The organism is Shewanella abyssi, assembly GCF_023284025.1.
Taxonomy (GTDB): domain Bacteria; phylum Pseudomonadota; class Gammaproteobacteria; order Enterobacterales; family Shewanellaceae; genus Shewanella; species Shewanella abyssi.
Map to the genome: position 1 here is coordinate 24,940 of NZ_JAKIKR010000026.1, position 24,146 is coordinate 49,085.

Here is a 24,146-nt window from a genome sequence, read left to right on the forward strand (position 1 = left end):
TTGCCGCTAGATTAACAGAGTTTATCTAGGGACGATGAGAAGAATTCATTCCCACAGCTCCAGGTTAAATAACCAAGTGACTGTTAATATTCTCAAATGGGCTTTGCTTTTTAACCCTGACTTTAGATATCAGCGGGGATCCAGTAAACTCAGCTGAAAATAATAAGCGAGTCGAGGCCACCCTTGCTGATCGATTCACATTTTAAGGACCGAAAATGACCAATGTAATGAAAGTTACCCTCACCCAAGAAGCCCCCGCTGCTCATTGGGGAAAAGCCAATGTTACTTTTCAAAACGATGTGGCATCAATCCATATCAAAGCGGGGGATATTCAGCGTCAAGTGCAACAAGCTGCCCGTAAACTGCAAAGCCAAGGTGTTGGCGCTGTCGCACTGGAAGGCAGTTTATGGACTGTTGATTCACAATGGGCTTTTGCTCAAGGCTTTGCTACCGCTAAAAAACAGCCGCAAATACAGTGGACTGGTGACGACTCAGCAAAAACATTACTGGCTAACCGTTTAGACTGTGCCAACTTTGCCCGTCAACTGATTAACGAAACGCCAGAAAACTTATCGCCGATGGTGTTAGCGACTCAAGCTGCAAAATGGTTGAGCGATATTGGTGGCGATAAGATTAGCTACCGCATTATAGAAGGCGAGGCGTTATTAGAGCACCAATGGATAGGTATTCACGCAGTAGGCCGTGGTAGTGAGCGTCCACCGGCGATGCTCGAAGTTGATTTCAATCCATTGACTGCCGACGCAGATGTTTCTGTGGCACTCGTAGGTAAAGGTATTACTTTCGATTCTGGTGGTTACAGCATTAAAGGTTCAGAAGGCATGCTAGGCATGAAGTGCGATATGGGCGGTGCAGCAACTGTCACAGCAGCACTTGGACTCGCGATTAAGTCAGGTCTTAACAAGCGCGTTAAGTTATTTTTATGCTGCGCAGAAAACTTAATCAGTGGCCATGCTTATAAGCTGGGCGACATTCTTACCTACAAGAATGGCGTAACCGTTGAAGTGGTTAATACTGATGCCGAAGGTCGTTTAGTGCTGGCTGATGGCCTGCAAGCGGCATCAGAAACCGGTGCACCATTGATCATCGACGCTGCAACATTGACTGGTGCTGCGTTGATGGCTGTAGGTACAAACTACAATGCTATCTTCTCTCCTAAAGCGGAAGTTTTAGCGTTAGCGCAACAAAAAGCACTTGCGGCAGGTGAGCGTGTATGGCCATTGCCGCTAGACCCTTGGCATATGGACAGTTGCCCAAGCCCTTATGCTGATACAGCCAACAGCCGAGCAATGAAAGGTGGCGGTGCTGGCGGCGCTTCAAATGCAGCGGGTTTCCTATGGCGCTTTGTAGCACCAGAGGCTAACTGGCTGCACATTGACCTGTCATCAGCTTTTTCTGACTCTGGTGATGCTTTATGGTCAGCAGGTGCAACGACCCATGGTGTATTGACCGTTGCTGGCTTATTAGAAGATTAATATTTCGCCGTTAATCTAGTGCAATACGCTAGATGCTATGATGCTTCTTTAATCAAGCTGCCTTTTTAGGTGGCTTTTTTATTGAAATTGTTAGCATAGTAGCTGATTTAATGTAATCCATTTCAGCTAGTTATACCTGCCTGTTCCATGTCAGTAATATGCTGCTTCAAATTTACATCTATTTTAAGGCATTTACTCTAAAAACAGTCTTTGCTAAAACATCGTTTGTGTTGCAGTATTGTTAACTATTGAACTTCTGCTTAAGTATTGGTTTGCCGTCCATGAAACTTAGTTTTAGTGAATTCTCGATCGATTGTGAAACAGCAGAGCTGCTTGTGAATGGTGCAAACATTGCCATTGATGAGCGCAATATTATGCTTATTCAGTTACTAGCTCAAAGCTACCCTGAATATTGCTCAAAACAAGATTGTTTAGATAAAATATGGGTAGGCACGGTGGTGTCAGATATGTCGTTGTCTAAGCTGGTTTCTGACACTCGGAAAATTTTTGCTAAAGCAGGCTATAGCGGCCCTTTGATCCAGACTGTTCATGGCCGAGGTTATCGGCTCGAACACGAACTGGGAAAGCAGCTATCACAGCATAAAAACAGTGACGATGTTGCAGCTGGACCTTCCTCTGCAGTGTCTAATAACCCATCTTCCTCGGCCCCTTTTGTAGAACGACGTAAAAAAGTGACCTCTATCTCATGGTGGGAAATATTTGCTAAAGTATTGATCGCATTATTGCTTGTGTTAGCGATTATATTCCAGTTTTGGCAAGGCGGAGTTAATAGCGATTCATCAACAACACAAACAAAGTCGCTTAGTTATAGTGAGCCAGCAGGTGCTGTAGGCAGGGTGCTTTGGGTTGACGACCACCCAGAGAATAACTTGGTAGAAAAAGCCTATTTAGAAGAGAGAAATATTGGTGTTTATAACACGGTCACTGCAGAAGAAGCGCTAATGCTGTTATCCATGTATAAATACCAAGTTGTGGTTTCGGACATGGGGCGACACGGAGATCCACTCGCTGGGCTTAAGCTATTACAAGCGATTCGCGCAGCGGGGCATGATACTGATTTTTATCTATACACTTATGTGGATTCACCCGGTGTAAATGACGCAATATTTCAGAGTGGTGGTCAAGCTGTTGTAATTGATGTTGATACGCTTTACGGGTTGATTTTAGCCCACTTTTAGTGATTTTCTCGTGCTCTTTTAGCGCCATACATACCCGTTGATAGAAGCTTAGCCCTCGGCTGTACAATGAAATCTGCAAAAACAGCCACCCAATCATCAAAAGCACAAAACATTTAAATTGTTAAGCTATTGAATTTAAGCTATTTATTTTTAATTCACAATTTTTCAAACTAATTCACAGTATCTCAATGGGTAAATTACCATGTCTATGTTATCTATATGTTTAGTAAGTCATTAACTACTGGCGCTGATACATGCCGCTGGGCAAATAGCACCTTATATAGTTGTTTATGTCTTTGTTATAAAAGTTTAGTGGTTTTGAAAGTTATCCGACCATTAAATTAAACCGTATTTATAGTTCTTCGATTAGCCACCTACGCATAGGTGGCATTTTTTTGCACTAAATCTCATTATAAACAGCAAATTTAGACACTGACTTAAGTGCCTATTTTAATGCTTATTGTTGACAGACTAGTCAGCAAAGCCATCTTTGATAAAGAGATGTTTGGATTGATTGAAGCTTGCTTCGCTACAATTAACAAAATCGATAGCGTATTGAGCATTGTCTAAGCGAAATTTGGCAGTTTTTGCAATTTCATATTCATTCATCACGATATTCATGGCTTCCTGAGTCCACTCTGGCTCACCTTTAGCGATAATCACTTCTGGTGGATCGTAGTGAGTCACCATCCAGTCTTGCAGCTCTTCAGCCGAGATTTTCCCCAACTTCCAAGATGATAAAAGATCGGTAAGTTGTACTTTAGTAATTTGCGATGTTGTCATAATTGAACCCTATTGGCGCTAATGCGGCATAGATTAGCTTACTTTGCGAAAGCGAGAAAGATTAATACTCATTCCACTAAATATGTCTTCAATTTACTGTTCTACTCAGGGCTTTCAATTGCTGGCGCATTATTGAACAGAGCGCTAGCTCAATTGCCAAGTGTGCAGTATTGGATACTCAACGCCATTTTCACCGGCAAATGACTGAAAAAGATGCAGCGCTTTTGGTTGTATTAATAGTGGCTGAAACTTCACATCGCTGACGGCTGCTTTGGCTTTTCTAGACAGTGTTATATGCGGATTATAGTGATGTTCACCCTGATGGAGCTTGTGCTGCTGCGCAAGTAATTGCCCCGCATTGGCAAGCATCATCAGTTTGGGATCTGATGCTGCGCCTTTAAGGCAAAGTATTTTGGGTTTGTGCCAATGCTCAATAAGATCGAGTGTGACCTTAAAGCGAGGTTTAGTGATGGCATCAACAGATAAGATCAACGCAGCAATCGTTTCACTGCTGGCTTGGCCTAAAAAAGCCAGCGTCATATGCAGGTTGTCACGGGGAACCAATCTAACGCTGAGCGGCAATTGTTGCTGTATCGCCTCAATCTGCAGTGTTTGCAGCGGCGTTAGTGAGAAGCCGAGAAACACTCTTTTATCCGTCATTATTTAGACCTGCCTTATTTGTGGAGATAAAATTGTCGCGATAAAAGACCTAGTGTAGTTTAGCTCGCAGAGGCTTTTAGAGTACACTGCTAGGCAATGATTACTTTCATATGGCAGGTTTTAAGCCGCCATATTGAGCCCCATACGAAAAGAACCCTGTGACTTCATTACCTATCCAGACATTGCTACAACCGATCCGAGCCGCCTTTAATCAGTGTAAGCAAATTATACTGGAGGCGCCGACAGGTGCCGGTAAATCAACGGCACTGCCGCTGGCGATGTTGGATTGGGATGAAATAGACGGCAAAATCTTGATGCTAGAACCAAGAAGAGTCGCGGCGCGTAATATTGCCCAGTTTATCGCGCTCAAGCGCGGCTGCGTGCTGGGCAGTGAAGTGGGTTATCGGGTACGAGGCGAATCCAAGGTCAGCCGTGATACTCGGCTAGAAATCGTCACCGAAGGCGTGCTGACGCGAATGATCCAACGCGACCCCGAACTCAGTGGGATCGCACTGGTTATTTTCGATGAGATCCACGAGCGCCATCTCACCACCGATCTCGGCTTGGCGCTGGCGTTGGAGATCCAATCGAGTTTTCGCGAAGACTTAAAAATACTGGCGATGTCAGCGACCTTGTCGGGTTTACCTCTGGCTAAATTGATGCCAGAGGCTGCCACATTGAGTAGCGAAGGCCGCAGTTTCCCCGTCGAGCAAAGCTATCGCGCCGCGCCCGTACAATCCTTATGGTTAGACCATATGGCCAAAGTGATCCTAGAGGCGCTCGCTTCGCAATCGGAAGGTTCGTTATTGGCATTCTTACCTGGGCAAGGTGAGATTAGACGGCTGCAAAATATGCTGTCATCACGTTTGGACCCGGCTAAGTTTAGCATCTGCCCGCTCTATGGCAGTTTGCCGCCTAAGGCGCAAGATCTTGCGATAGCGCCAGCAGCCAAGGGTATACGCAAAGTGGTATTGGCTACTAACGTTGCCGAATCCAGTTTAACCATCGAAGGTATAACCCAAGTTGTCGACTCGGGTTATAAACGACAAGCCAGCTTTAACCCAAGAACCGGCGGCACCAGATTGTCACTTAAACGGATAAGCCAGGCATCTGCCGCACAACGTAGTGGCCGAGCAGGGCGTTTAATGGCTGGTTTCAGCACTCGACTCTGGAGCCAAGAGGAGCATGGTCGACTTATTCAGGCTGACGAGCCTGAAATAATGCATACCGATCTTATCTCTATGGTGCTTGATGGCGCCTATTGGGGGGTTAAATCCTTGAGTGAACTGCCGATGCTGACACTGCCTTCAACGGCAAACGAGAATATAAGTTGGCAGTTACTCACGTCCCTTGAAATGGTAGATAACAAACGCGCGATCACCGCCCATGGCAGGGCTGCTTACGAGCTAGGTTGTCAGCCGCGTTTAGCGCATATGCTGTTAAAGGCTAAAAGTTTATCTGCCCAAAATCACGATGAGGATTTAGCGGTACTCGCCTGCATTATTGCCGGCACATTAGAATCTAGAGGACGCAGTCGCAAAGGCAGTGATATAAGCCATTACTTTGCCGAAGCCTTGGCTTCTGAGTCGGCAAAACAGATCCGCCAGTGGCTTAAAACATTGAATCTTAGGTCAAGCTCTAGTCAAGCGCTTACCACGATAGCGCGCCAGGCTGCGAGTGATGATATTGCACTGTTGTTGGCATTCGCTTATCCAGACAGAGTCGCTAAACAGCGCGGAGTGAGTGGTTACCAACTTGCAAGTGGAACAGGTGTGGAACTGGCCGCTGATGATGCACTATCTGGTCAAGCTTGGTTAGTGATTGCAGACTTTCAAGAAACCGAAGGGCGCAGCAACGGTAAAGTTTATCTCGCTTGCGCCTTGAATGAACAATTATTCACTACTCAATTGTCAGGGTTAGTTGAAACCCTTGAGTATTGTGGTTGGGATGACAGTAAAGGTCGCTTCTTTGCTGAAAGGCAGCGTAAAGTTGGACAGATTTTGCTCAGTAAAGCACCGATAAAAAATCTCGATAAGCGGCTTATTACAAATGCCATCGTGGAGCAGATCAGTATTAACGGCCTTGGGTTACTCAAGTTTGATGAGCGTATCGAACAGTTGCGCCATCGAGTGGCGATTGCAGGCAACTTGGATCTCTCTCATGACTGGCCAAAACTTGATGACGATACCTTATTAGCGCAGTTAGATGATTGGCTTAAGCCCTATTTAGATGATGTGCGCAATTTGGCGCAGCTGCAACAAGTCGATTGTTACACGCTACTGCTTAATCAAATGCCATGGGCCACCCAGAAGCATCTCGAAAGTTTATTGCCGACCAAGTGGCTTATGGCGACAGGCACCCATGCCAAGATTGAATATGACGGCGACGGACGAGGGCGACTCAGCGTTAGGCTGCAAGAGGCCTTAGGTATGCAGGAAAGCCCTAAACTGGCCCAGGGAAAGTTAGTGGTTACTATGGAGTTGCTATCGCCAGCTCGGCGACCTTTGGCGTTAACCGCCGATCTCGCCAGTTTTTGGCAAGGGCCCTATGAACATGTCAAAAAGGAGATGAAAGGCCGTTATCCTAGGCACCTTTGGCCAGATGACCCGGCCAACACTCAGCCGACTAAATTTACCAAGAAGAAGACCTTCGCCCAAAAGTAATTTTGTTTTTGTATAGCTGCACAGTATTGATAGTTACTGAATAATATTAATGTTTCTGGGGGGAGTGAAACCTAAGTGGTTTGAGGCAGAAACAAGTTTACTTTAATTAAATGTGGTTCCAATGACCTGCGGTCGGCGTATGTGCAGATACTGCTGAGGCTCGCCGCAAGCACGTCTGACCTCCAAGGACGGAGGAAATGCCAAATTCTGTATGGAACAGAATTGGCCTTATGGGCTCAACGAAAACATCCTTGTTTTCGACGGCCTCAGCCGCACCTACACTGGTTTCGAAAAGCGCAAACTCTTGGCATCTGAGTTATCAATTTAATGTCATAAGCCTTCAACTAAACGCAATTGTTAAGTGGAATAACCTTTACTAACAGAATCTAGTCTTCCCCGTTGGAAATATTCCCTTTTCAGACAATTTCGCCAGGGCGCTGAGGATTCGCTGCCGAAGCCGAACAGATTAAACATTCCAACTGCAAATTGGATAAAAATAATCAGCGAGTTTGGGCAACTGTTTCACGGCCCAGTGGGTACGTTGCAGGAGCTCGATAGCTACTGTGAGCACCTAGGTAAGCGCCGACGGCACTTTTCAAGTAGTTGTCAGTATATATGCAACTAGACTAGACTCCAGTCGCTCACCTCAAGACCCCCTTCCTCAGTTAATCTCAGAGTCGACGCTCAACGCCTTAAAACTGACTAAATCCTGCAATTCACTCCTTTTTCACAGTATTTCGCAGCTGCAATATTGAAAAAACCTCATCTGATGATTTGAAAGACGCTGAGTATTGATATCTGCTTGAAAGCTAGTTATGTTATTGATTATCAATGGCTGGCTAAGTTGTTTTTCGTAAAGCTGCACAAAAGCCGCCATTTTTGCCTGCAGTTGACGCCGGCGTTATAGCGCAAGGAGCGTGCAATGACTGAAGTATTTCCCATTTTATTTGGGCTGTTATTTTTATCTGTACTGGTCTGGTTTTTTCTTTGCCATCGACTGTTTAAAATTCTTGAACTCAGGCATCCAGAAAAGTACGAATCTATGGGGAAGCCTAGCCTAATCATGAATAATTCAATTTCGAATAACATGGCATTCATGAGGTTTCTTTTTAAGAGCGAATGGAGGGAGCTAGACGACAGCGGGGTGACTTCATTGAGCAAAGGGATGCTTGTTTTCTTTCTTTTGTATTCCGCGGTATTTTTAGTTTTTTTTGTAGGTATCAACCTTGGCTATGCGCAATAACAAGCCCATAAAGTCACGATTCGCAACGCCGTAACATTCGTTGCAACAAAGAAAAGGCGCAACAAAATGTGCCAGCATTGCTCACGGCTTATGGGGGCGTTATGTTTTTATCAGAGTAAGGATACTAATCAAAGATGTTATCAAATTTAAAATTGGTTGATTATTTTCTAGCTTTCTTTGGTGGGCTTGCATTTTGGTACTCTTACTACTCAATAACTATTAATGAAATTTCCGTTAGGGGAACAAGTGTAAGCTTCTCTGACCAACCAGCAATGTTTGTATTTTTATTAGGCGTTGTAATTTGTAGCGGTATTTATTGTTGGTTTATTAATAATAAAAGAGCTGTTGTGTTCGGGCATTAAAAAAACCTAACGTATAAGGATAGGCCGCGCGCAGCCGCGTCCTTATCCCAAGTGTTGAACAAGCCCGGGGATAAAGGGGTCGGAACTAATTAGGGCTTTCGAATAAAGTAAGATACTTTTTCTCATCTGAGTCATCCGCATTAGAGTAAATAACCTAAAACGTTTCTGTCCAAAAACGTGTTTAGCAACTCTCCAACAACAGTATTAATTATCAAACGCTGAATCGATAAGAAGCTATTCACCGCCAAATAACCTTTAACCCATAGGCTAAAGACTCCTAACCTTCTTGGTTAAAGACTTCATTAAATACTGTTTTCAGTAGCTCTATTTTACTGGTCTCTCTTGGATTGTGTTTGGACACCATCGACAAGCTGAATTGGTAACTGGCGCTATCGCGGTGAATAATTTTCAGTTGCTCGGCTGCTAACTCTTGCTTGATGTAGCTCAGCGGCAGATAGCCTATATAGCAGCCAGAGAGTATTAAGGTTTTACGGGTATCAAACTGATAGGCTTTGGCTGATAGATTTAGCTGCTTTAATTGCGCTTTACCCTCTGAATCGATATCGATCCCCGGGTGGACTGCGGGCGTTAACGCTAACATCTCAGCGCTAATCTCAGCGTCATCAAGCAGGAAGAATGGATGAGTGTGGCTGCAACAAAGGTACATAGGTTCGTTGTAAATGGTTTGATAATCTAGCCCTTCGACCTGCTGATAGCTGGGCAATAAACCGATATGGGCTTTTTCTTTAAGTAGGCATTTTTCAATATGTTTGAGGGCTTCATTGTCGAGTACAAGGTGTAATTGCGGTTGGCTTGTATGGATTCTTCTAACTACTTTCGCTAGCTGAAGCTGCATTCTAGAATCAAGTTGGTCGGCACATAATATTATCAGCTCTCCACTCAGCTCCTCGCCTAAGCTATTAATTAGTCTTGAAAAATCATTCAGAGAATCAAATAGCTCAATACAGGCATGATACACCGCCTGACCATCTTCGGTTAGTGCAAAACCGCCACGTCCTCGGCTGCATAATTTCAGCTTCATGCGACTCTCTAGATTTGACATGTGCACGCTAATGGTTGAACGAGTCACACCAAGCTCAACTTCCGATGCCGAAAAACCCCCGTTCTCAACCACGGTTCTGAAAATACGCAGTAACCGTAAATCATATTCAGTCACCGCTTTTGGAATGATAGAGTTTCTTTGGGTCGTCTTAAGCACATTAATACCTATAGAAATCGTGAATGTTTGATGGCTGTAAAACATAAGGTTTATTGTTTTGTATTTAACCTGAATACATTTTGCTATTCAATAGCCATATGAATTATTAGTATCTGTTTCATTTTAAATGAACATACGGATGCCATCATCAGATGAAACAGCCCGCTGGAGTGATCATGCAACAAGTTAACGATTCTGGATTAGTTAAGCTCAGCTCATACATTGACGGCCAATGGCTCGAAGCATCAGCCCGATTTGATGTCATCAACCCGGCCAATGGTCAAGTTGTAGCACAGGTCAGTAATGCTGGCATCGAAGAAACCGAAGCCGCGATACTCGCCGCTAAAAAAGCCTTGCCTGCTTGGTCTAAGAAGTCGGCCAATGAACGCGCGGTGATCATGCGACGTTGGTTTAATCTGATGATGGAAAGCCAAGATGACCTCGGTCGAATCTTGACGTTGGAACAAGGTAAACCTTTGGCTGAAGCCAAAGGTGAAATCGCTTACGGTGCTGCCTTTATTGACTGGTTCGCTGAAGAGGGCAAACGTGTCTACGGCGATACCATTCCAGGGCCAGCAACGGATAAACGCATCATAGTGATCAAGCAGCCGGTTGGCGTTGTTGCTTCTATTACGCCGTGGAACTTCCCCAATGCAATGATTGCCCGCAAAGCCGCAGCGGCACTGGCGGCGGGTTGTACTTTTGTGGTGCGTCCATCGCCGATAACGCCGTTATCGGCACTGGCGATGGCTGAACTTGCAGAGCGCGCTGGCGTGCCTGCTGGGGTGTTGAATGTGGTCGTGGGTGAAGATGCGGTTGGCATGGGCAAGGTGCTGACTCAGCACCCTGATGTTGCCAAGTTCACGTTTACCGGCTCTACCGCCGTAGGCAAAATATTGATGACCCAAGCTGCTAGTACAGTGAAAAAAGTTTCTATGGAGCTGGGCGGCAATGCACCTTTTATCGTGTTTGATGACGCCGATATTGATGCCGCAGTGCAAGGGGCGCTTATCTCTAAATATCGCAATGCTGGCCAGACTTGCGTTTGCACTAACCGTATTTTGCTGCAACAGGGCATAGCGCAAGAGTTTACCGATAAGTTTGCCAGTGCTGTGGCTGGGCTTAAGGTTGGCGATGGATTTACTGACGGTACCAATGTAGGCCCGATGATCACCTCACAAGCCGTGGATGGCGTGCACAAGCTGGTTGAAGAGACGATCGCCGCGGGCGCGAAGGTGATTGCCGGAGGCAAACGTAGCACTGTTGGGGCAAATTTTTATGAACCAACAATTGTAATCGGCGTGACCAATGATATGCCGTTGGCAAGTAATGAAATTTTTGGACCAGTCGCACCGATTATCACCTTTGAAACCGAAGAGGAGGCTATCGCACTGGCCAACGACACTGAGTATGGCTTGGCAGCGTATTTCTATTCTCGAGACATTGGTCGAGTATGGCGCGTTGGTGAGGGGCTAGAGTTTGGCATGGTCGGTGTCAATGAGGGCATTATCTCAAACGCCGCGGCGCCATTTGGTGGCGTTAAGCAATCGGGTAATGGTCGTGAGGGTTCTAAGTATGGCCTAGACGATTATATGGAGATCAAATATCTGTGCATGGGCGGCTTAGACCGCTAGTAGCAGAACTCTGTGAATTGGGCTTAAACCGCGAGTTCAGGCAGTTTCGATAATAGGATGATAGTAATGACAAACAGCAGCTTACAAGATAGAAAAGTGAAAGTTATCGCTCGTGGTCAAGGCAATGTCTACCCGGTATATGTCGATAGGGCATTGAACGCTGAGCTTTGGGATGTTGACGGTAATCGCTATATTGATTTCGGCACTGGTATTGCGGTTTGCAATACTGGCCATAGCCATCCCAAAGTCGTGGCTGCTGTTAAAGGGCAACTTGATAAGTTTAGCCACTCCTGTGTGATGATTAATCCCTATGAATCTGCCGTTGAGCTGGCTGAAAAGCTAACGGAGCTAGCACCAGGAGACAGTGACAAGAAAGCGATATTTGTCACCACTGGGGCTGAAGCAGTTGAAAACTGTGTCAAAATCGCCAGAGCCCATACTGGCCGCCGTGGCGTCATCGCCTTTAATGGTGGCTTTCATGGGCGAACTAATTTGACCATGGCAATGACAGGTAAAATCAGCCCTTATAAACATCTATTTGGCCCGTTCCCTGGTGACATCTATCACGCGCCTTTTCCGATGGCTTTTCACGACGTGTCGGTGAAGGAGTCTCTTAAGGCGTTAGATAATCTGTTTAAAGTCGATATTGCCCCGAGTGACGTGGCGGCGATTATTGTCGAGCCTGTCCAAGGCGAGGGCGGCTTTTATGCTGCCCCAGCGATATTTTTACAGGCGCTGCGTGATTTATGCGATCAACATGGCATCGTGCTTATTGCCGATGAGATCCAAACAGGATTTGGTCGCACCGGTAAAATGTTCAGTTTTGAGCATGCCGATGTTGAGCCGGATTTGATCACTATGGCCAAAGGTATCGCGGGTGGTTTTCCTATTGCTGCCGTTGTCGGTAAGAGCGAGATCATGGATGCTCCATTGCCCGGAGGTCTGGGCGGCACGTACGGTGGCTCGCCAATTGGCTGTGTGGCAGCACTCGCCGTGCTTGATATCATTACAGCGGAAAACTTGGTGCAGCGCTCAGGCCAAATCGGTCAGATTTTTAATGAACAGCTGACGCTACTGCAATCACGCTATCCAGATGTCATTGGTGAAGTGCGCAATCAAGGCGCGATGATCGCTATTGAACTCGTGAGCAATGGTGACAGTGAGCAACCTAATGCAAAGCTAACGCAAGCAGTTATCGCTAAGGCTGCAGCCCATGGCTTGATCCTGCTTGCCTGTGGATTTTATGGCAATGTGATCCGTTTCTTGCCTGCATTGACCATATCTGATGAGTTGATCTATGAAGGGTTAAGCAAGTTTAATCAGTTGTTTAGTGAGTTAGCTGACTAAAGTTAACGGATCAGAGTTATCGGACTAGTAAGCGTTCTGAGCTTGAGGACTTGGTGGATCTATTCTACCAAGTTCGACGTTCAACGTCTCAATATGCCTTGGGTTAAGTGGATATTCCCATCCGGTATAATATTGAGAAACGCCTAATTATCATTAAGCCTTTTCATTCATTCTTATCAAGAAATCTGATTACTCTGAGGGTCTTCTGTACTGCAATTCTGTCACTTCTCAACATGTTAAACATGCACTTTGAAGTAGAACGGGTATATAGTAAAATCCTATCTCATTTTTCATTCTCTTGGTTGTCTGCTTATTGTGATAGTTTGCATTTGCAAAGAATGCGAGTGAGAGGGGATTGCGTAATTCAATCATTTGTTGCCAACTCTTTTGGCCAGATCCCCTCGCGACAATGCAATCGAGCACATTTACCCATAAAGACCAGCAGCTCTTCATCATCAAGAGTTAGGCCGCGGAACAGTAATGACAGATAAAGCTACACCGAAAGCAAAAGCTAAACCGAAAAACGCGCCAAAACGTGCGCCGGTTAAAAGAGCTTCAGCCGCTAAAAAACCGTCAAAGGCAGTATCGAAAAAAGCCTCAGCGAATAAAACCAGTTGGGGTCGTAAGCTGTGGTCTATCAGTTGGAAGCTCGCTGTGATTGGCGCTGTGGCTGTCGCAGCGTACGGCATCTATTTAGATCAAATCATTTCCCGTAAATTCGAAGGGCAGAAGTGGCACCTGCCAGCGCAAGTGTTTAGTCGTTCGATGGCTTTGTACCCTGGGGCGGCAGTAAGCCATGACCAGTTGATGTCTGAGCTTAAGCTGCTCGGTTACCGTAAAGTGGCTAATCCGCGCCAAGTAGGCGAATTCTCCGCCTCAAAAACCAAGATTGATCTTTGGCGTCGACCCTTCTTGCATCCTAAGGGGGACCAAGCAGAGCAAAGAGTGATGCTCACCTTTGACTCTAATGGCGTGAGTTCAGTCACTAGAAGTAGCGATAAACGTCAGTTGGCGGTGTTCCATCTAGAGCCGGTGTTATTGGATCGCATGATTACCGGGGATGGTGAAGATAGGCTCTTTGTGACAACAGAAAAAATGCCCCGAGCCATTATCGATGCACTCATCTTGGTTGAAGACCGTAGTTTTTATCAACATCACGGTGTTAATCCTTTTGCGATTGTACGTGCGGCTATGGTCAACATCAGTGCCGGACGAACGGTGCAAGGTGGCTCTACTCTTACTCAGCAACTGGCGAAGAACTTCTTCCTCACGAGTGAGCGTTCGATTAGCCGTAAGCTGCGTGAAGCATTGATGGCGATTATTATCGATTTCCGTTATGAGAAAGACGAAATTCTCGAAGCGTATCTTAATGAAGTTTACATGGGGCAAGACAAGGCTCGTGGAGTACACGGTATGGGGCTGGCATCGCAATTCTATTTTGGCCGTCCAATCGCTGAGTTGACCATGCCGCAACAAGCCTTTTTGGTCGCGGCCATTAAAGGCCCGTCATACTATAACCCTTGGCGTTATCCCGAGCGGGCACTGAAACGCCGTGATCTGGTGTTGCGCCTGCTAATGGAGGCGGGTGAGCTTAATGTGGCTCAGTATGAGGCGGCTGTTGAATCGCCATTGGGGTTAAGAAAATCCGACAAGCCAGTGCACCAAAAACTGCCCGCATTTTTTGCGGTGGTTAAGCATGAGTTAGCCACGCGATATGGTGATGCACTGTTGCAACAATCTGGCATTAAAGTGTATACCACGCTAGATCCTATGGCACAGGATGCCGCTGAAAAAGCGGTAAAGCAAACGCTTAAACAGTTAGGGAAAAGCAATAAATCCTTACAGGTCGGCATGGTACTTACTGATAAGTATTCTGCTGGCATTGCCGCAATGGTTGGCGATAAAGTGCCAAGTTACCACGGCTTTAACCGCGCCGTTGAGATCCGTCGCCCTATTGGTTCGTTAATCAAGCCGTTTGTTTATGCAACCGCGCTAAATCAAGCGGATAAATACACCTTAGCGACACCACTAAAAGATGAAGCTATCACCCTTAAAAATGGTCAAGGCAAAACCTGGTCACCGCAAAATGTGGATAAAAAATTCCGCGGCCAAGTGCCGTTACTGACTGCATTTAAAAAGTCGATGAACGTACCGACGGTTAACCTTGGGATGGCGATAGGTGTGGCAGGGGTCGCAACCACGCTCGACCGCGCCGGTTGGAAAGACAAGATCCCAGAGTATCCGTCAATGTTACTCGGTGCGGTCAACGGCTCCCCTCTAATGGTGGCGCAGGTATTCCAAACCATTGCTGATAATGGTCGCTATCGCCACCTAAATTCAGTGACCACGGTACTGGATGCTAACAACCAACCGCTTGCAGCATCAAGAGCTAGAGCCATTCAAGCGATCCCCGCAGCGAGTAACTACTTAGTTAAATATGCGATGACCCAAGTGGTCGAAAATGGCACCGCTAAACGTTTAGGCAAGGCTTTTCCGCGGGTGACACTGGCGGGTAAAACCGGTACTAGTAATGACTCTAGAGACTCTTGGTTTGCCGGCTTTGATGAGCGAAACGTAGCGGCTATCTGGGTGGGTCGAGATGATAACGGCAAAACCAATCTATACGGCAGTAGCGGCGCGATGGCAGTCTACCAAGCGTTCTTGAAACAACGCCCCCCCTTGAGCCTGCGAATGGCGCCTGTCGATGGCGTAGTACAGGGCTACTTTGAACCTGGTACCGGGGTAGCGAAACAAGCGGATTGCGGCAATGTAATGAAGGTTCCAGCCTTAAGGGAAAGCTATCAACCCGCTGCCAATTGTGGTGAGCCACTGCCATGGTGGAAGAAGTTGATAGGTGGTTAAGAGCCGGAAATGCAGGGAAATGCCGATAAGAGCAGGAAGTTCCGGTAAGAGCAGGAAGAGCCGGGAAGTAAAGTGGAAACCTAAGCGGGTAGGCCTTAATGGATCTATTTCAACAGGGTGATCTCTACGGCCTGAGTGAATGGATCATCTAAAAGGAGAGTGAGTTGTATAAACTGTACTATTACCCGCTCAATGCCAGTATGGCGCCGCACTTTGTGCTGGAAGCCCTAAACGTCGATTTCGAATTAATATTGGTGGATAGAAAGCGTAATGCGCAAAAATCTGCTGAATACTTAGCGCTAAATCCGGCAGGCCGGATCCCCACGTTAATCGACACTGAGCTGGTGCTGTTTGAAAGCGCTGCTATTTGCATTCATCTCGCTGAGTCAAACCCAGCTACAAACTTGATCCCCGCCTTAGGCTGCAATGATAGGGCTAAGTTTTTTCAATGGATGATGTATTTAACCAATACACTGCAAGCCGAATTGATGCTGTATTTTTATCCTGAAAAGCATACCGACAATAAGCAGGCTGCCTTGGAGATTACAGCGGCGCAAGAGGCGCGGTTATCCGCAATATTGCAATTGCTCGATACTGAACTGAGTCAGCGAGATTTTTTAGTGGGCAAGCAGGTCACAGTCTGTGACTTCTTTTTGTTTATGCTGGCGATATGGGCGGATGAACTGAAACAGCCGCCGTTAGCGTTCGATAACCTGTCTCGATATCTATGTCGATTGGCAAGACATAGCGCCATTATTAACGTGTGTAATAAAGAAGGCTTGAGCCTAGAAGATTATCAGTAAACTCAAATTCTGAGTACAGCAGAGCATAGAAGGTTAACCGTCTATGCTCTGTATCGTTGGGGCCTAATTTAGGTCTTAACTTAGGGCTAGGCGTCTACGAAAATCACTTCACCACTAATAAAACCGTCGACTGAACGCTCAAAGGCTTTACCTACCAATGTACTTGGAACTGGCTGAAATCCTGGCATCATTTCGCCGTACACATCCCATGCTTCTTCAAGTACAGTTGGATTGACCACATTAATACGCTGGTTTCTTGGCATTTCAAGAGCAACACATTTCACGAAGGTATCGATAGCGCCGCTGGTGGTGGCATCTGCAATCGCATAGGGGATCGGTTTAACATTCAAGATGCCACTGATAAGGGTAAATGAGCCGCCATCGGCAATATACTCTTGGCCAATACGCACCAAGTTGATTTGGCCCATCATCTTGCTCATGACTGTGCTCATCCACTGGGCTTCAGTCATCTCAGTGAAGTTGGCATATTCACACGATCCCACAGTGTTTACCACTGCATCGAAGTGGCCGACGTTTTCGTACAGAGCCCTAATGGATTGTTCGTTGGTGATATCAACAATATGGTCCACATCGCCAGAACGCCCCGCGGTAATGACCTTGTGATTGCCTAATCCTGTTAATGCTGCCTGTCCCATTTTACCTAGTGCACCAATTAAAATTACTGTCTTCATTTTGTACTCCAATCATTCATTCTGTTTCGATGCCGAGATAATAGAGGACTCGTTTAACAAATAGAAACAAAGCTTATTTGTTAGTGATACAAGTTTTTATTGTTTAAGTCGGGTCTTGAGTCTGCAGCTGTGTTAGCTTGATACAGGCAAATAGAAAAATGAGGGTAATGAGTTTTGAGCAAACTAGACCGATTAGACATTAAACAGCTACGGGTGTTTCAGGCACTGATCCGCGAACAAAATGCATCTAAAGCGGCTAGCGAACTGGGGATGACCCAGCAAGCGGTGAGTGAACACCTGAAAAAATTACGTGACGTATTTGACGATCGCTTGTTTCTTCGTAAAACCAATGGATTTGTGCCGACGCCATTTGCAGAGGAGCTATCCATCGGCGTGAATAAGCTGTTAAATGACTTTAAGGCACTGTTAGCGCCCAGCAGTTTTGACCCCAAAACCATTAGCGGCACCTTTGTTATCGCAGCCACCGATTATGCTCAACAGGTGGTATTACCTGAGTTGATTGCAAAGTTGAGACGGCAGGCGCCACATTTGAAGTTGATTGTCAGAGACTTTGAGATCGATAAGCTGCACGAGTTAATGCAAAGCGGCAAAGTGAACTTAGCGATCGCTTTTCCTGATTACATTCCTGACAGCTACCCGATAGTCAAATTGTTTGAAGAGCACCATGTTTGCGTGGCTTCGCCGAATGCCTCTATAGCGCAATCTAACCCCTCACTGGCGGAAGTGGCTAACTACCCGAGTATTATTGCCTCGCCATCCAGACCCAATTTTAAAGGTTCGATTGATGATTGGTTTAAGCAGTTTGGTTTAAATCGTAATATCGTGGTTTCAGCGCCCTGTTTTTCAATCGTCCCCCTGTATCTGGAAACCACAGATTCAATCGCGTTCTTGCCATCTAGAGCGATTAAAGACTTGAACTTGATAGAGATAGCACTAGAGCAGTCGCCTGATAAATTTGATGTTATCGCGGCTTGGCACCCCCGTTATAACGAAGATGTGTTGCAAAAATGGGTGGTCTCTTTATTAGTAGAGAGTGATTGAAGCAGGCTAGTGATTAAAGTCGACTCAGCGAAAGCCCATTATTTTTTACCACGTTTCACTTTAGCGGGTTTATGCTGCAGCCAAATATAGCAACCCGTTAATGACATAATGATCAGTGCGAGTGCAACAAGATCCATTAGCCAAGGGCCTAATGCACCAAAGAAGCGGCCGCTATGCATATCAAGCAATACTCGCTCCCAGTGCAGGCGGCTGGCACGTATTTGCTCGGTGACTTCTTGGGTTTGGCTGTTATCTAACTGACTCACCCAATCTATCGGTTTATTGCTGCTATCGAGAGACCAATCGATTAGGTCACTGTCAGCGATAAAACGTCCACTGGTGGTTTTTAACCACAACCGCTCTGACTTAGCAATCGCTTCAATCCCTACGGGTAATCCGGTGGCGCTGCTTTGGGTTTCTAAAAGCTCGCCGTCGCTAGAGATTAAATAAAGGTGGCTGCTATCTACCGCGACGATCATGCCCTGATAATCAACAACGCCTAGCACTTTGCCATTGGCTTCGAGAATAGTCTGCTGATTTAACCAAACTTGGTTGTTGGCACTGACTAATGTGTGAGGGTTTACTTGATAAAGTGATACTTGAGTTGGGGCTTTTATACCGTAGTAATCGAGCAGCCAGCTTTGCTTTACAGGGGCGGTATCGAGCGAAAGCTGATTGCTGTGGTTAATCAGTACGCCTGAAACGGCCATAAAAATGACCAATAGGGTTGAGAAAATACCGATTCTGCGATGCCAAGGGCGTAATTGTCGTAACAGTTTTACTCTGAGGTTAGGATGTTTGCGCGTCATTGTTCATCTTTTCTAATCACATAGTCGTCTAGGTACAGGGCTATTCGAGATAACTTGGTTAATGCTCGAACCGATAATGTCGCACCTGTTATGCCATCGATATGTGTATCGAGTTGTAAGTCTTGCTTGAGTTTGGCTGATTTAAACTGATCAGTAAAGAAGTCATGCCTTACCTCATCACCACGACTTTCTCGATATACCAGCACTTTAGTCTGGGCAATCGCGCTGTCTCTTACATGAACGGCAACGGTAATGGCCGATTCTTTGCCTATTTCATCCATGATCCATACGCTTTCATTGGCTTGCTGCCAGTAGCGTAGACGCATCTTTCTAAAACGATGGGACAGGATAGATTCAATGGCTTGTTGTGCGGTATCGTCAATCCAGAATACTTTTGCTTTAGGCACTTCGGCATTAAAGGCTTGGCTTATAAACTCTTCTGCTGATTGGTAGGTCCCTCTAGCGTTTACTGCAGCGCTCATCAATGAGCAACTTAATAAGACAGATAATACAACGAGAGGTAGTTTCATGTTGAACGAGCTCGTGTGATGGAAAATGAGTGAGTGCTCAATATTGAGCACTCATTTTTAGCACTGAAGTTGAGTTATTTGAGCTTAGCTCAAATTAGAACTGGTACCCAACACCTAGGTTGAAGCCGTCAGAATCTTTAGCGCCGCCCACTTTTTCATAGTCAGCTTTAAATACCACGTTTTCGTGCAACCAGTAGTTAATACCTACATTGGTTTGCTCGATTTTAGTGTGATCGCTATTGCCTGCTTCGTTGTCATATTCGTTGTAACGAGCAAACACGCCAAAGCTTTCGTTGAACTTGTATGATGGCTCGATGTACCAGCCGTTTTGATCATCACGACCTAAGGCTTCAGCTTCTTTTCCATCGATATCCCACTGAGCGTATAACGCTTTAACAGTAAAACCTTTAATTGAGTAGATAGCGTGAGCGGTTAACAATGTCGCCGATGCAGTATCAGCACCTGCGCGGCCTTGCGTTAGATCTGACTGGTACTGTGCCGTAGCTGCTAGCTCTAGGCCGGGCACTGCGGTGTATTTAATGCGTGCGGTATAGGCTAAATCTTCAGCTTTTGCTTTAGACACTTTTTGACGTCCGCCGCGGATGCTATATGACTCATCAACGTAAAGACCTGAGGTTACTGCACCATCAAATGCAAGACCTGGCGCTGCTTGAATGTTTAGGTTTAGACCCGCTTCCCACCACGTGGCTGGTAAGATGTTTTTCTCAACAGGGTTACGCTCAACACCATAAAATGCTGGTGGCTCATGGGTTTCGTTAATGATACCGACAGGCATTAAGAATAGACCCGCTTTACCAGTGAGCATCTGGTTAAAGTCGTGTTCAATGTAAGCTTGCTCTAGTTCAACTTCACCGTTTTGGCCTTCACCAGAGATTGAGTGTTCAACCTCTAGCTCAGAGAAAAAGCGTGTGCTTTCAGTAAACTCATGACCGACGAAAAGTACGAAGCGATGGAAGTCGAACTCTTTTTTATCTGTGCCAGTCTTATTATTAGTAATGTTGTTGTAGTGAAGCTCACCGTAACCGCCGATAGTCGTCGCACTTTTGCTTTCGCTAACAGATTCTTCAACAACATCAGCGGTTTTCTCAACGCGAATTTCTGTTTCATCAAGACGCTTTTCAAGATCTTGTAAGACCTTTTGCTGCTGCTCAATAATCTTACGTAGCTCAGCTGTTTCATCTGAAGCATAAGCCCCTTGAGCCGCAAACATGCTAACTAGCGCAGTAGCAAGTAAGGTTTTTTTCATCATCATTCAGTCCCTTTGTTAGATCGGGTTATAAAATTTGTGAGGATTCTACCAATTGAGTAACATAATGCAAATTATTCTCATTCAAATTATGATTTAGATCAAGGTTTGTAAAGTTATTGTATCAATAGGTTTAACCTTTTATTTTGTATGGTTACTATTATTCGTATTTAATCAAGGCTTTAGCTATTGGGTCCTCTTGAGGGTAAATTGATACATTTGCCTTTATAATGACGCTAGAGGTAAGTGTTTTAGTTACATTGGCATGAAAATAGCTATGATTAGCGCGCTGGAAATGTAAATAGACTTAGAGCGACTCGTTTTTTATGTCGTTTTTTGGTTGTATATACGTTGGTAGTAACGTATTAATCAAGGCGTGAGGAAGTCATCGGGTGAGTCAAAAATCAATCATGGTATACAATGCACCGCTACTTTGAACGCTAATAAGATTGTTGAGTGATTATGTTTCTAAGTTCTTTCTTTAAAAAAGCAAACCAGTCTATTTTAATCGCCCCTGAACAGGCGAGTGAGTTTGCTAAAAGCGTTGCACAAGATTTTAATCCAATTCATGACGTCGCTGCCAAGCGCTTTTGCGTACCAGGTGACCTGCTTTTCTCTCTGGTGTTGAATGAATACGGTCTCAGCCAGAAAATGACCTTTAATTTTGCAGGTATGGTTGGTGAAGGCGTACAGCTGCAATTCCCTGCCGCTGTAGACGAAGATTTCGATATTAGAGATGACAAAGACAAATGCTATTTAAACGTCCACCGTAGCGGAGACGTTAGGTATTGTGATGTGCAAATTGAATCGTTTATTCGTAAATATGTCGCATTTTCTGGTCTCAATTTTATGCATATTTTGGTGCCGATGATGAAACAGCACCAGATGATGATCAACCCTGCAAGGCCATTGGTTATTTACGAAAGCATGTCTTTTGATCTGACCACACTCGACTTTACCGAAGTTGAGCTCACGTTAGTTGCACAAGATTTACAGATCCAAGGTAAGCGTGGCGATGTCACCTTAACGTTTGAACTGCATAGTGGGGAGACATTAGTGGGTACCGGCATTAAAACATTGGTGATGAGTGGCCTACGTCCTTACGTAGATGACCAAGCACAGCAAATGTTTGATAGGTACGAAGAGCGCCGCATTAGCTATAGTGCTTAAACATACCTCTATAGCGTTGATCATGATCTAATGTTATAGGCCGCTCATTGACCATAGCATTTAACATTGAATTAGTATTAACACCGATTAATCGCACTCGCGATTAGTCGGTTTTTTTTATTCGCGCGCTGATTAAATCAGCAACCGTTCTAATTCTGGCTTTCAAGTGATTAAAGTGTGAGTTATCTCACTTGAGGCTAGCCGTTAGATAACGCATGCTGCTTAACCCTATAAATCGTTTAGATACGATTAATAGTGGATCCGTTCGGATGAAGGTAGCAGGAGAGTAGGGAGCAACCCTACACCGACGAGGCAACTTTGTTTCGAGCTCTATTTCACTATATTAACTTATAGCGTAGCGCTCAGACCAAGGACTCTTTCAGGTGCCACATTGTGGTGAGGACTGTTACTGGACGAGCCTCTGGAGAGACTGCGAGCAGATAAGCGTTCGAAGCTTTATTTGTCATGCGGCGCCGAAGGCGAAAGTGTTAACCGCTTTTTAGTTAACGCGAAACGCTCAGGCAAAAGGACAGAGGAGAGGATGACTGTGTTAACTATTATCAAGCCGATATTAGTCACTGTCGCTTGTCGCTGCGCCTTTTCTACTCATCACTGAGTGGAATAAACCGTTGCTGCATTCGCCAGCGACAAACATAAGCCATTTCTTTTCCTCCTCCGACTATTAATAACTCCTATTTTTTAAGCCGTTTGGCAATAGCGAGTCTTGTTGTTTAATATTCGAGGAACACCATGAACTACCACGCACTACTAGCCGATATTAATGCCATTGTTTGGGGTCCCGTTACCCTTTGCTTATTGGTCGGAACCGGCCTTTACCTGACGATTAGACTTAAACTTATTCAAGTCTTTAAACTTCCGCTCGCCCTCAGCCTGCTGTTTAAACCAGCGACAGGCAAGGGCGATCTCAGCTCTTTTGCCGCGCTTTGTACTGCACTATCGGCCACCATAGGTACCGGTAATATTGTAGGGGTTGCCACCGCGATTAAGATGGGTGGTCCAGGGGCACTTTTCTGGATGTGGTTGGCAGCCTTTTTTGGCATGGCGACCAAATACGCCGAGTGTATGTTGGCGGTGAAATACCGCACCACCGATGCCCGTGGCAATATTGCCGGCGGCCCGATGTACTATATTGAGCGCGGACTCGGTCTTAAATGGCTGGCAAAAATCTTTGCCGTGTTTGGCGTCGGCGTCGCCTTTTTTGGCATCGGCACCTTTGCGCAGGTAAATGCCATTAGCGATGCCATGACCATCGCCTTTGATGTGCCAGCTTGGGTTACCGCGATTGTGTTGACCTCTATGGTAGCGGCTGTGACGCTCGGCGGCGTTAAACGCATTGCCAATGTAGCGCAAAAAGTCGTGCCGACGATGGCATTAGGATATGTGCTTGCTTGCGTGTGGATCTTGGTGATGTTTGCCGAGCAAATTATGCCGGCGCTGCAATTAGTGCTTCATTCTGCCTTCACGCCAGTGTCAGCCGCTGGCGGCTTTTTAGGGGCGACGGTCGCGCAAGCACTGCAAATTGGTATTGCCCGCGGGGTATTCTCTAATGAATCTGGTCTAGGAAGCGCGCCAATTGCCGCCGCGGCTGCCAAAACCAATGAGCCTGTTGAACAGGGCATGGTTAGCATGACGGGGACATTCTTCGATACCATCTTAATCTGTACCATGACCGGATTGGTGTTGATCATCACTGGCGTATGGAGTGGTGATACCGCAGGTGCAGCGATGACCAGCGCTGCATTCGCCGCTGGCGGCTCGGCTATTATTGGTCAATATGTGGTGACCATAGCGCTAGTTTGTTTTGCCTTTACCACTATTTTGGGCTGGCATTATTACGGTGAGCGTTGCTGGTATTACCTAACGGGTCAGCGTCTGGGTGAAAAAGGCATTAGGCTATATCAACTGATCTTTTTAAGCTTGATTGCCGTCGGAGCCTTTATTCAACTGGACTTGATTTGGATGTTAGCCGATACCGTTAACGGCTTGATGGCGATCCCAAATTTGATTGCCTTAATTGGTTTAAGGCATGTGATTATTGCAGAGACCAATAAGTACTTTGCTAAGCGCCGCGCCGCAGTGCTTGATGAACTGCGTAGTCAATAATCTGCGTGGGGAATAATTAGTGTAAGGGATTCAGGTCACTTTACTGCACGTTTATCGGCAGTAAGGTGCCATTTTAAGTAGAAAAAATCGTAGTTTAAAATCTCATCAATGCTGACAAAATCTGTTAAATATTCTAAGAAACACCTTCTACAGCCACTCTACGCTCACACTACCGGCATAAAACGAAATAAAGTAAGCCAATTGGTTATTCTAGTGGGCTTTGC

General features: G+C 45.7%; 19 protein-coding genes, 1 pseudogene and 1 riboswitch. Of the genes and pseudogenes, 13 read left to right on the forward strand and 7 right to left on the reverse strand.

Going from position 1 to position 24,146, the window contains the following annotated elements; genetic code table 11:
* The first annotated feature begins 215 nt into the window (after nucleotides 1-215).
* Together pepB and L2755_RS12545 are read left to right on the forward strand one after the other, a co-directional pair.
* Nucleotides 216-1,493, forward strand: a complete 1,278-nt coding sequence (gene pepB / locus L2755_RS12540) for an aminopeptidase PepB (RefSeq protein ID WP_248981033.1) — start codon at nucleotides 216-218, stop codon at nucleotides 1,491-1,493.
* 281 nt (nucleotides 1,494-1,774) lie between these two features.
* Nucleotides 1,775-2,692: a winged helix-turn-helix domain-containing protein gene (locus tag L2755_RS12545; protein ID WP_248981034.1), complete on the forward strand. Its 918-nt coding sequence runs from the start codon at nucleotides 1,775-1,777 to the stop codon at nucleotides 2,690-2,692.
* 471 nt (nucleotides 2,693-3,163) lie between these two features.
* Here L2755_RS12545 and L2755_RS12550 read toward each other — a convergent pair whose 3' ends face one another.
* Both L2755_RS12550 and thpR read right to left on the reverse strand, forming a co-directional pair.
* Nucleotides 3,164-3,475, reverse strand: a complete 312-nt coding sequence (locus tag L2755_RS12550) for a hypothetical protein (protein WP_248981035.1) — start codon at nucleotides 3,473-3,475, stop codon at nucleotides 3,164-3,166.
* Nucleotides 3,476-3,619: 144 nt separating this feature from the next.
* On the reverse strand, nucleotides 3,620-4,135 hold the full coding sequence (gene thpR / locus L2755_RS12555; RefSeq protein WP_248981036.1) for an RNA 2',3'-cyclic phosphodiesterase: 516 nt from the start codon (nucleotides 4,133-4,135) through the stop codon (nucleotides 3,620-3,622).
* A gap of 158 nt (nucleotides 4,136-4,293) precedes the next feature.
* On the opposite strand from thpR, the gene hrpB reads away from it, so the two are divergent.
* The 4 genes and pseudogenes from hrpB (at nucleotide 4,294) to L2755_RS12570 (ending at nucleotide 8,403) form a co-directional block, all read left to right on the forward strand.
* On the forward strand, nucleotides 4,294-6,798 hold the full coding sequence (hrpB, locus tag L2755_RS12560) for an ATP-dependent helicase HrpB (RefSeq protein WP_248981037.1): 2,505 nt from the start codon (nucleotides 4,294-4,296) through the stop codon (nucleotides 6,796-6,798).
* Between the two features lie 460 nt (nucleotides 6,799-7,258).
* A pseudogene (locus tag L2755_RS22315) lies at nucleotides 7,259-7,423 on the forward strand (transposase); the annotation flags it as partial.
* A gap of 297 nt (nucleotides 7,424-7,720) precedes the next feature.
* A complete protein-coding gene (locus L2755_RS12565; RefSeq protein WP_248981038.1) occupies nucleotides 7,721-8,041 on the forward strand; it encodes a hypothetical protein in 321 nt (106 codons plus the stop codon).
* A gap of 134 nt (nucleotides 8,042-8,175) precedes the next feature.
* Nucleotides 8,176-8,403 (forward strand): hypothetical protein, encoded by a 228-nt coding sequence (locus tag L2755_RS12570; RefSeq protein ID WP_248981039.1) that lies wholly within the window; start codon nucleotides 8,176-8,178, stop codon nucleotides 8,401-8,403.
* Between the two features lie 277 nt (nucleotides 8,404-8,680).
* On the opposite strand, the gene L2755_RS12575 is transcribed toward L2755_RS12570, so the two are convergent.
* Nucleotides 8,681-9,622, reverse strand: coding sequence for a LysR family transcriptional regulator (locus tag L2755_RS12575; protein WP_248981040.1), 942 nt, complete (start codon nucleotides 9,620-9,622; stop codon nucleotides 8,681-8,683).
* A gap of 176 nt (nucleotides 9,623-9,798) precedes the next feature.
* Here L2755_RS12575 and L2755_RS12580 point away from each other — a divergent pair, with 176 nt between their 5' ends.
* From L2755_RS12580 to L2755_RS12595, 4 genes are all read left to right on the forward strand, one after another.
* Complete coding sequence (locus tag L2755_RS12580; protein WP_248981062.1) at nucleotides 9,799-11,256, forward strand: NAD-dependent succinate-semialdehyde dehydrogenase; 1,458 nt, start codon at nucleotides 9,799-9,801, stop codon at nucleotides 11,254-11,256.
* A gap of 66 nt (nucleotides 11,257-11,322) precedes the next feature.
* On the forward strand, nucleotides 11,323-12,603 hold the full coding sequence (gene gabT / locus L2755_RS12585) for a 4-aminobutyrate--2-oxoglutarate transaminase (protein ID WP_248981041.1): 1,281 nt from the start codon (nucleotides 11,323-11,325) through the stop codon (nucleotides 12,601-12,603).
* A gap of 480 nt (nucleotides 12,604-13,083) precedes the next feature.
* On the forward strand, nucleotides 13,084-15,465 hold the full coding sequence (gene mrcB / locus L2755_RS12590) for a penicillin-binding protein 1B (protein WP_248981042.1): 2,382 nt from the start codon (nucleotides 13,084-13,086) through the stop codon (nucleotides 15,463-15,465).
* A gap of 164 nt (nucleotides 15,466-15,629) precedes the next feature.
* On the forward strand, nucleotides 15,630-16,268 hold the full coding sequence (locus L2755_RS12595) for a glutathione S-transferase family protein (protein WP_248981043.1): 639 nt from the start codon (nucleotides 15,630-15,632) through the stop codon (nucleotides 16,266-16,268).
* 86 nt (nucleotides 16,269-16,354) lie between these two features.
* Here L2755_RS12595 and L2755_RS12600 read toward each other — a convergent pair whose 3' ends face one another.
* A complete protein-coding gene (locus L2755_RS12600; RefSeq protein WP_248981044.1) occupies nucleotides 16,355-16,960 on the reverse strand; it encodes a short chain dehydrogenase in 606 nt (201 codons plus the stop codon).
* 174 nt (nucleotides 16,961-17,134) lie between these two features.
* Between L2755_RS12600 and L2755_RS12605 the strand changes: the two genes are divergently transcribed.
* On the forward strand, nucleotides 17,135-18,022 hold the full coding sequence (locus L2755_RS12605; protein ID WP_248981045.1) for a LysR family transcriptional regulator: 888 nt from the start codon (nucleotides 17,135-17,137) through the stop codon (nucleotides 18,020-18,022).
* Nucleotides 18,023-18,060: 38 nt separating this feature from the next.
* Here L2755_RS12605 and L2755_RS12610 read toward each other — a convergent pair whose 3' ends face one another.
* From L2755_RS12610 to L2755_RS12620, 3 genes are all read right to left on the reverse strand, one after another.
* Nucleotides 18,061-18,831, reverse strand: coding sequence for a PepSY-associated TM helix domain-containing protein (locus tag L2755_RS12610; RefSeq protein ID WP_248981046.1), 771 nt, complete (start codon nucleotides 18,829-18,831; stop codon nucleotides 18,061-18,063).
* A complete protein-coding gene (locus L2755_RS12615; RefSeq protein WP_428847797.1) occupies nucleotides 18,828-19,361 on the reverse strand; it encodes an FMN-binding protein in 534 nt (177 codons plus the stop codon). Before L2755_RS12615 ends, L2755_RS12610 begins: the two co-directional genes overlap by 4 nt.
* A 94-nt stretch (nucleotides 19,362-19,455) precedes the next feature.
* A complete protein-coding gene (locus tag L2755_RS12620; protein WP_248981048.1) occupies nucleotides 19,456-20,634 on the reverse strand; it encodes a porin in 1,179 nt (392 codons plus the stop codon).
* A gap of 456 nt (nucleotides 20,635-21,090) precedes the next feature.
* On the opposite strand from L2755_RS12620, the gene L2755_RS12625 reads away from it, so the two are divergent.
* Nucleotides 21,091-21,798 carry a DUF3581 domain-containing protein gene (locus L2755_RS12625; protein ID WP_248981049.1) on the forward strand — a complete coding sequence of 236 codons (708 nt, stop codon included), beginning with the start codon at nucleotides 21,091-21,093 and terminating at the stop codon, nucleotides 21,796-21,798.
* A 411-nt stretch (nucleotides 21,799-22,209) separates the two neighbouring features.
* Nucleotides 22,210-22,341, forward strand: a riboswitch (glycine riboswitch).
* 207 nt (nucleotides 22,342-22,548) lie between these two features.
* Nucleotides 22,549-23,922 (forward strand): alanine/glycine:cation symporter family protein, encoded by a 1,374-nt coding sequence (locus L2755_RS12630; RefSeq protein ID WP_248981050.1) that lies wholly within the window; start codon nucleotides 22,549-22,551, stop codon nucleotides 23,920-23,922.
* Nucleotides 23,923-24,146: the final 224 nt, after the last annotated feature.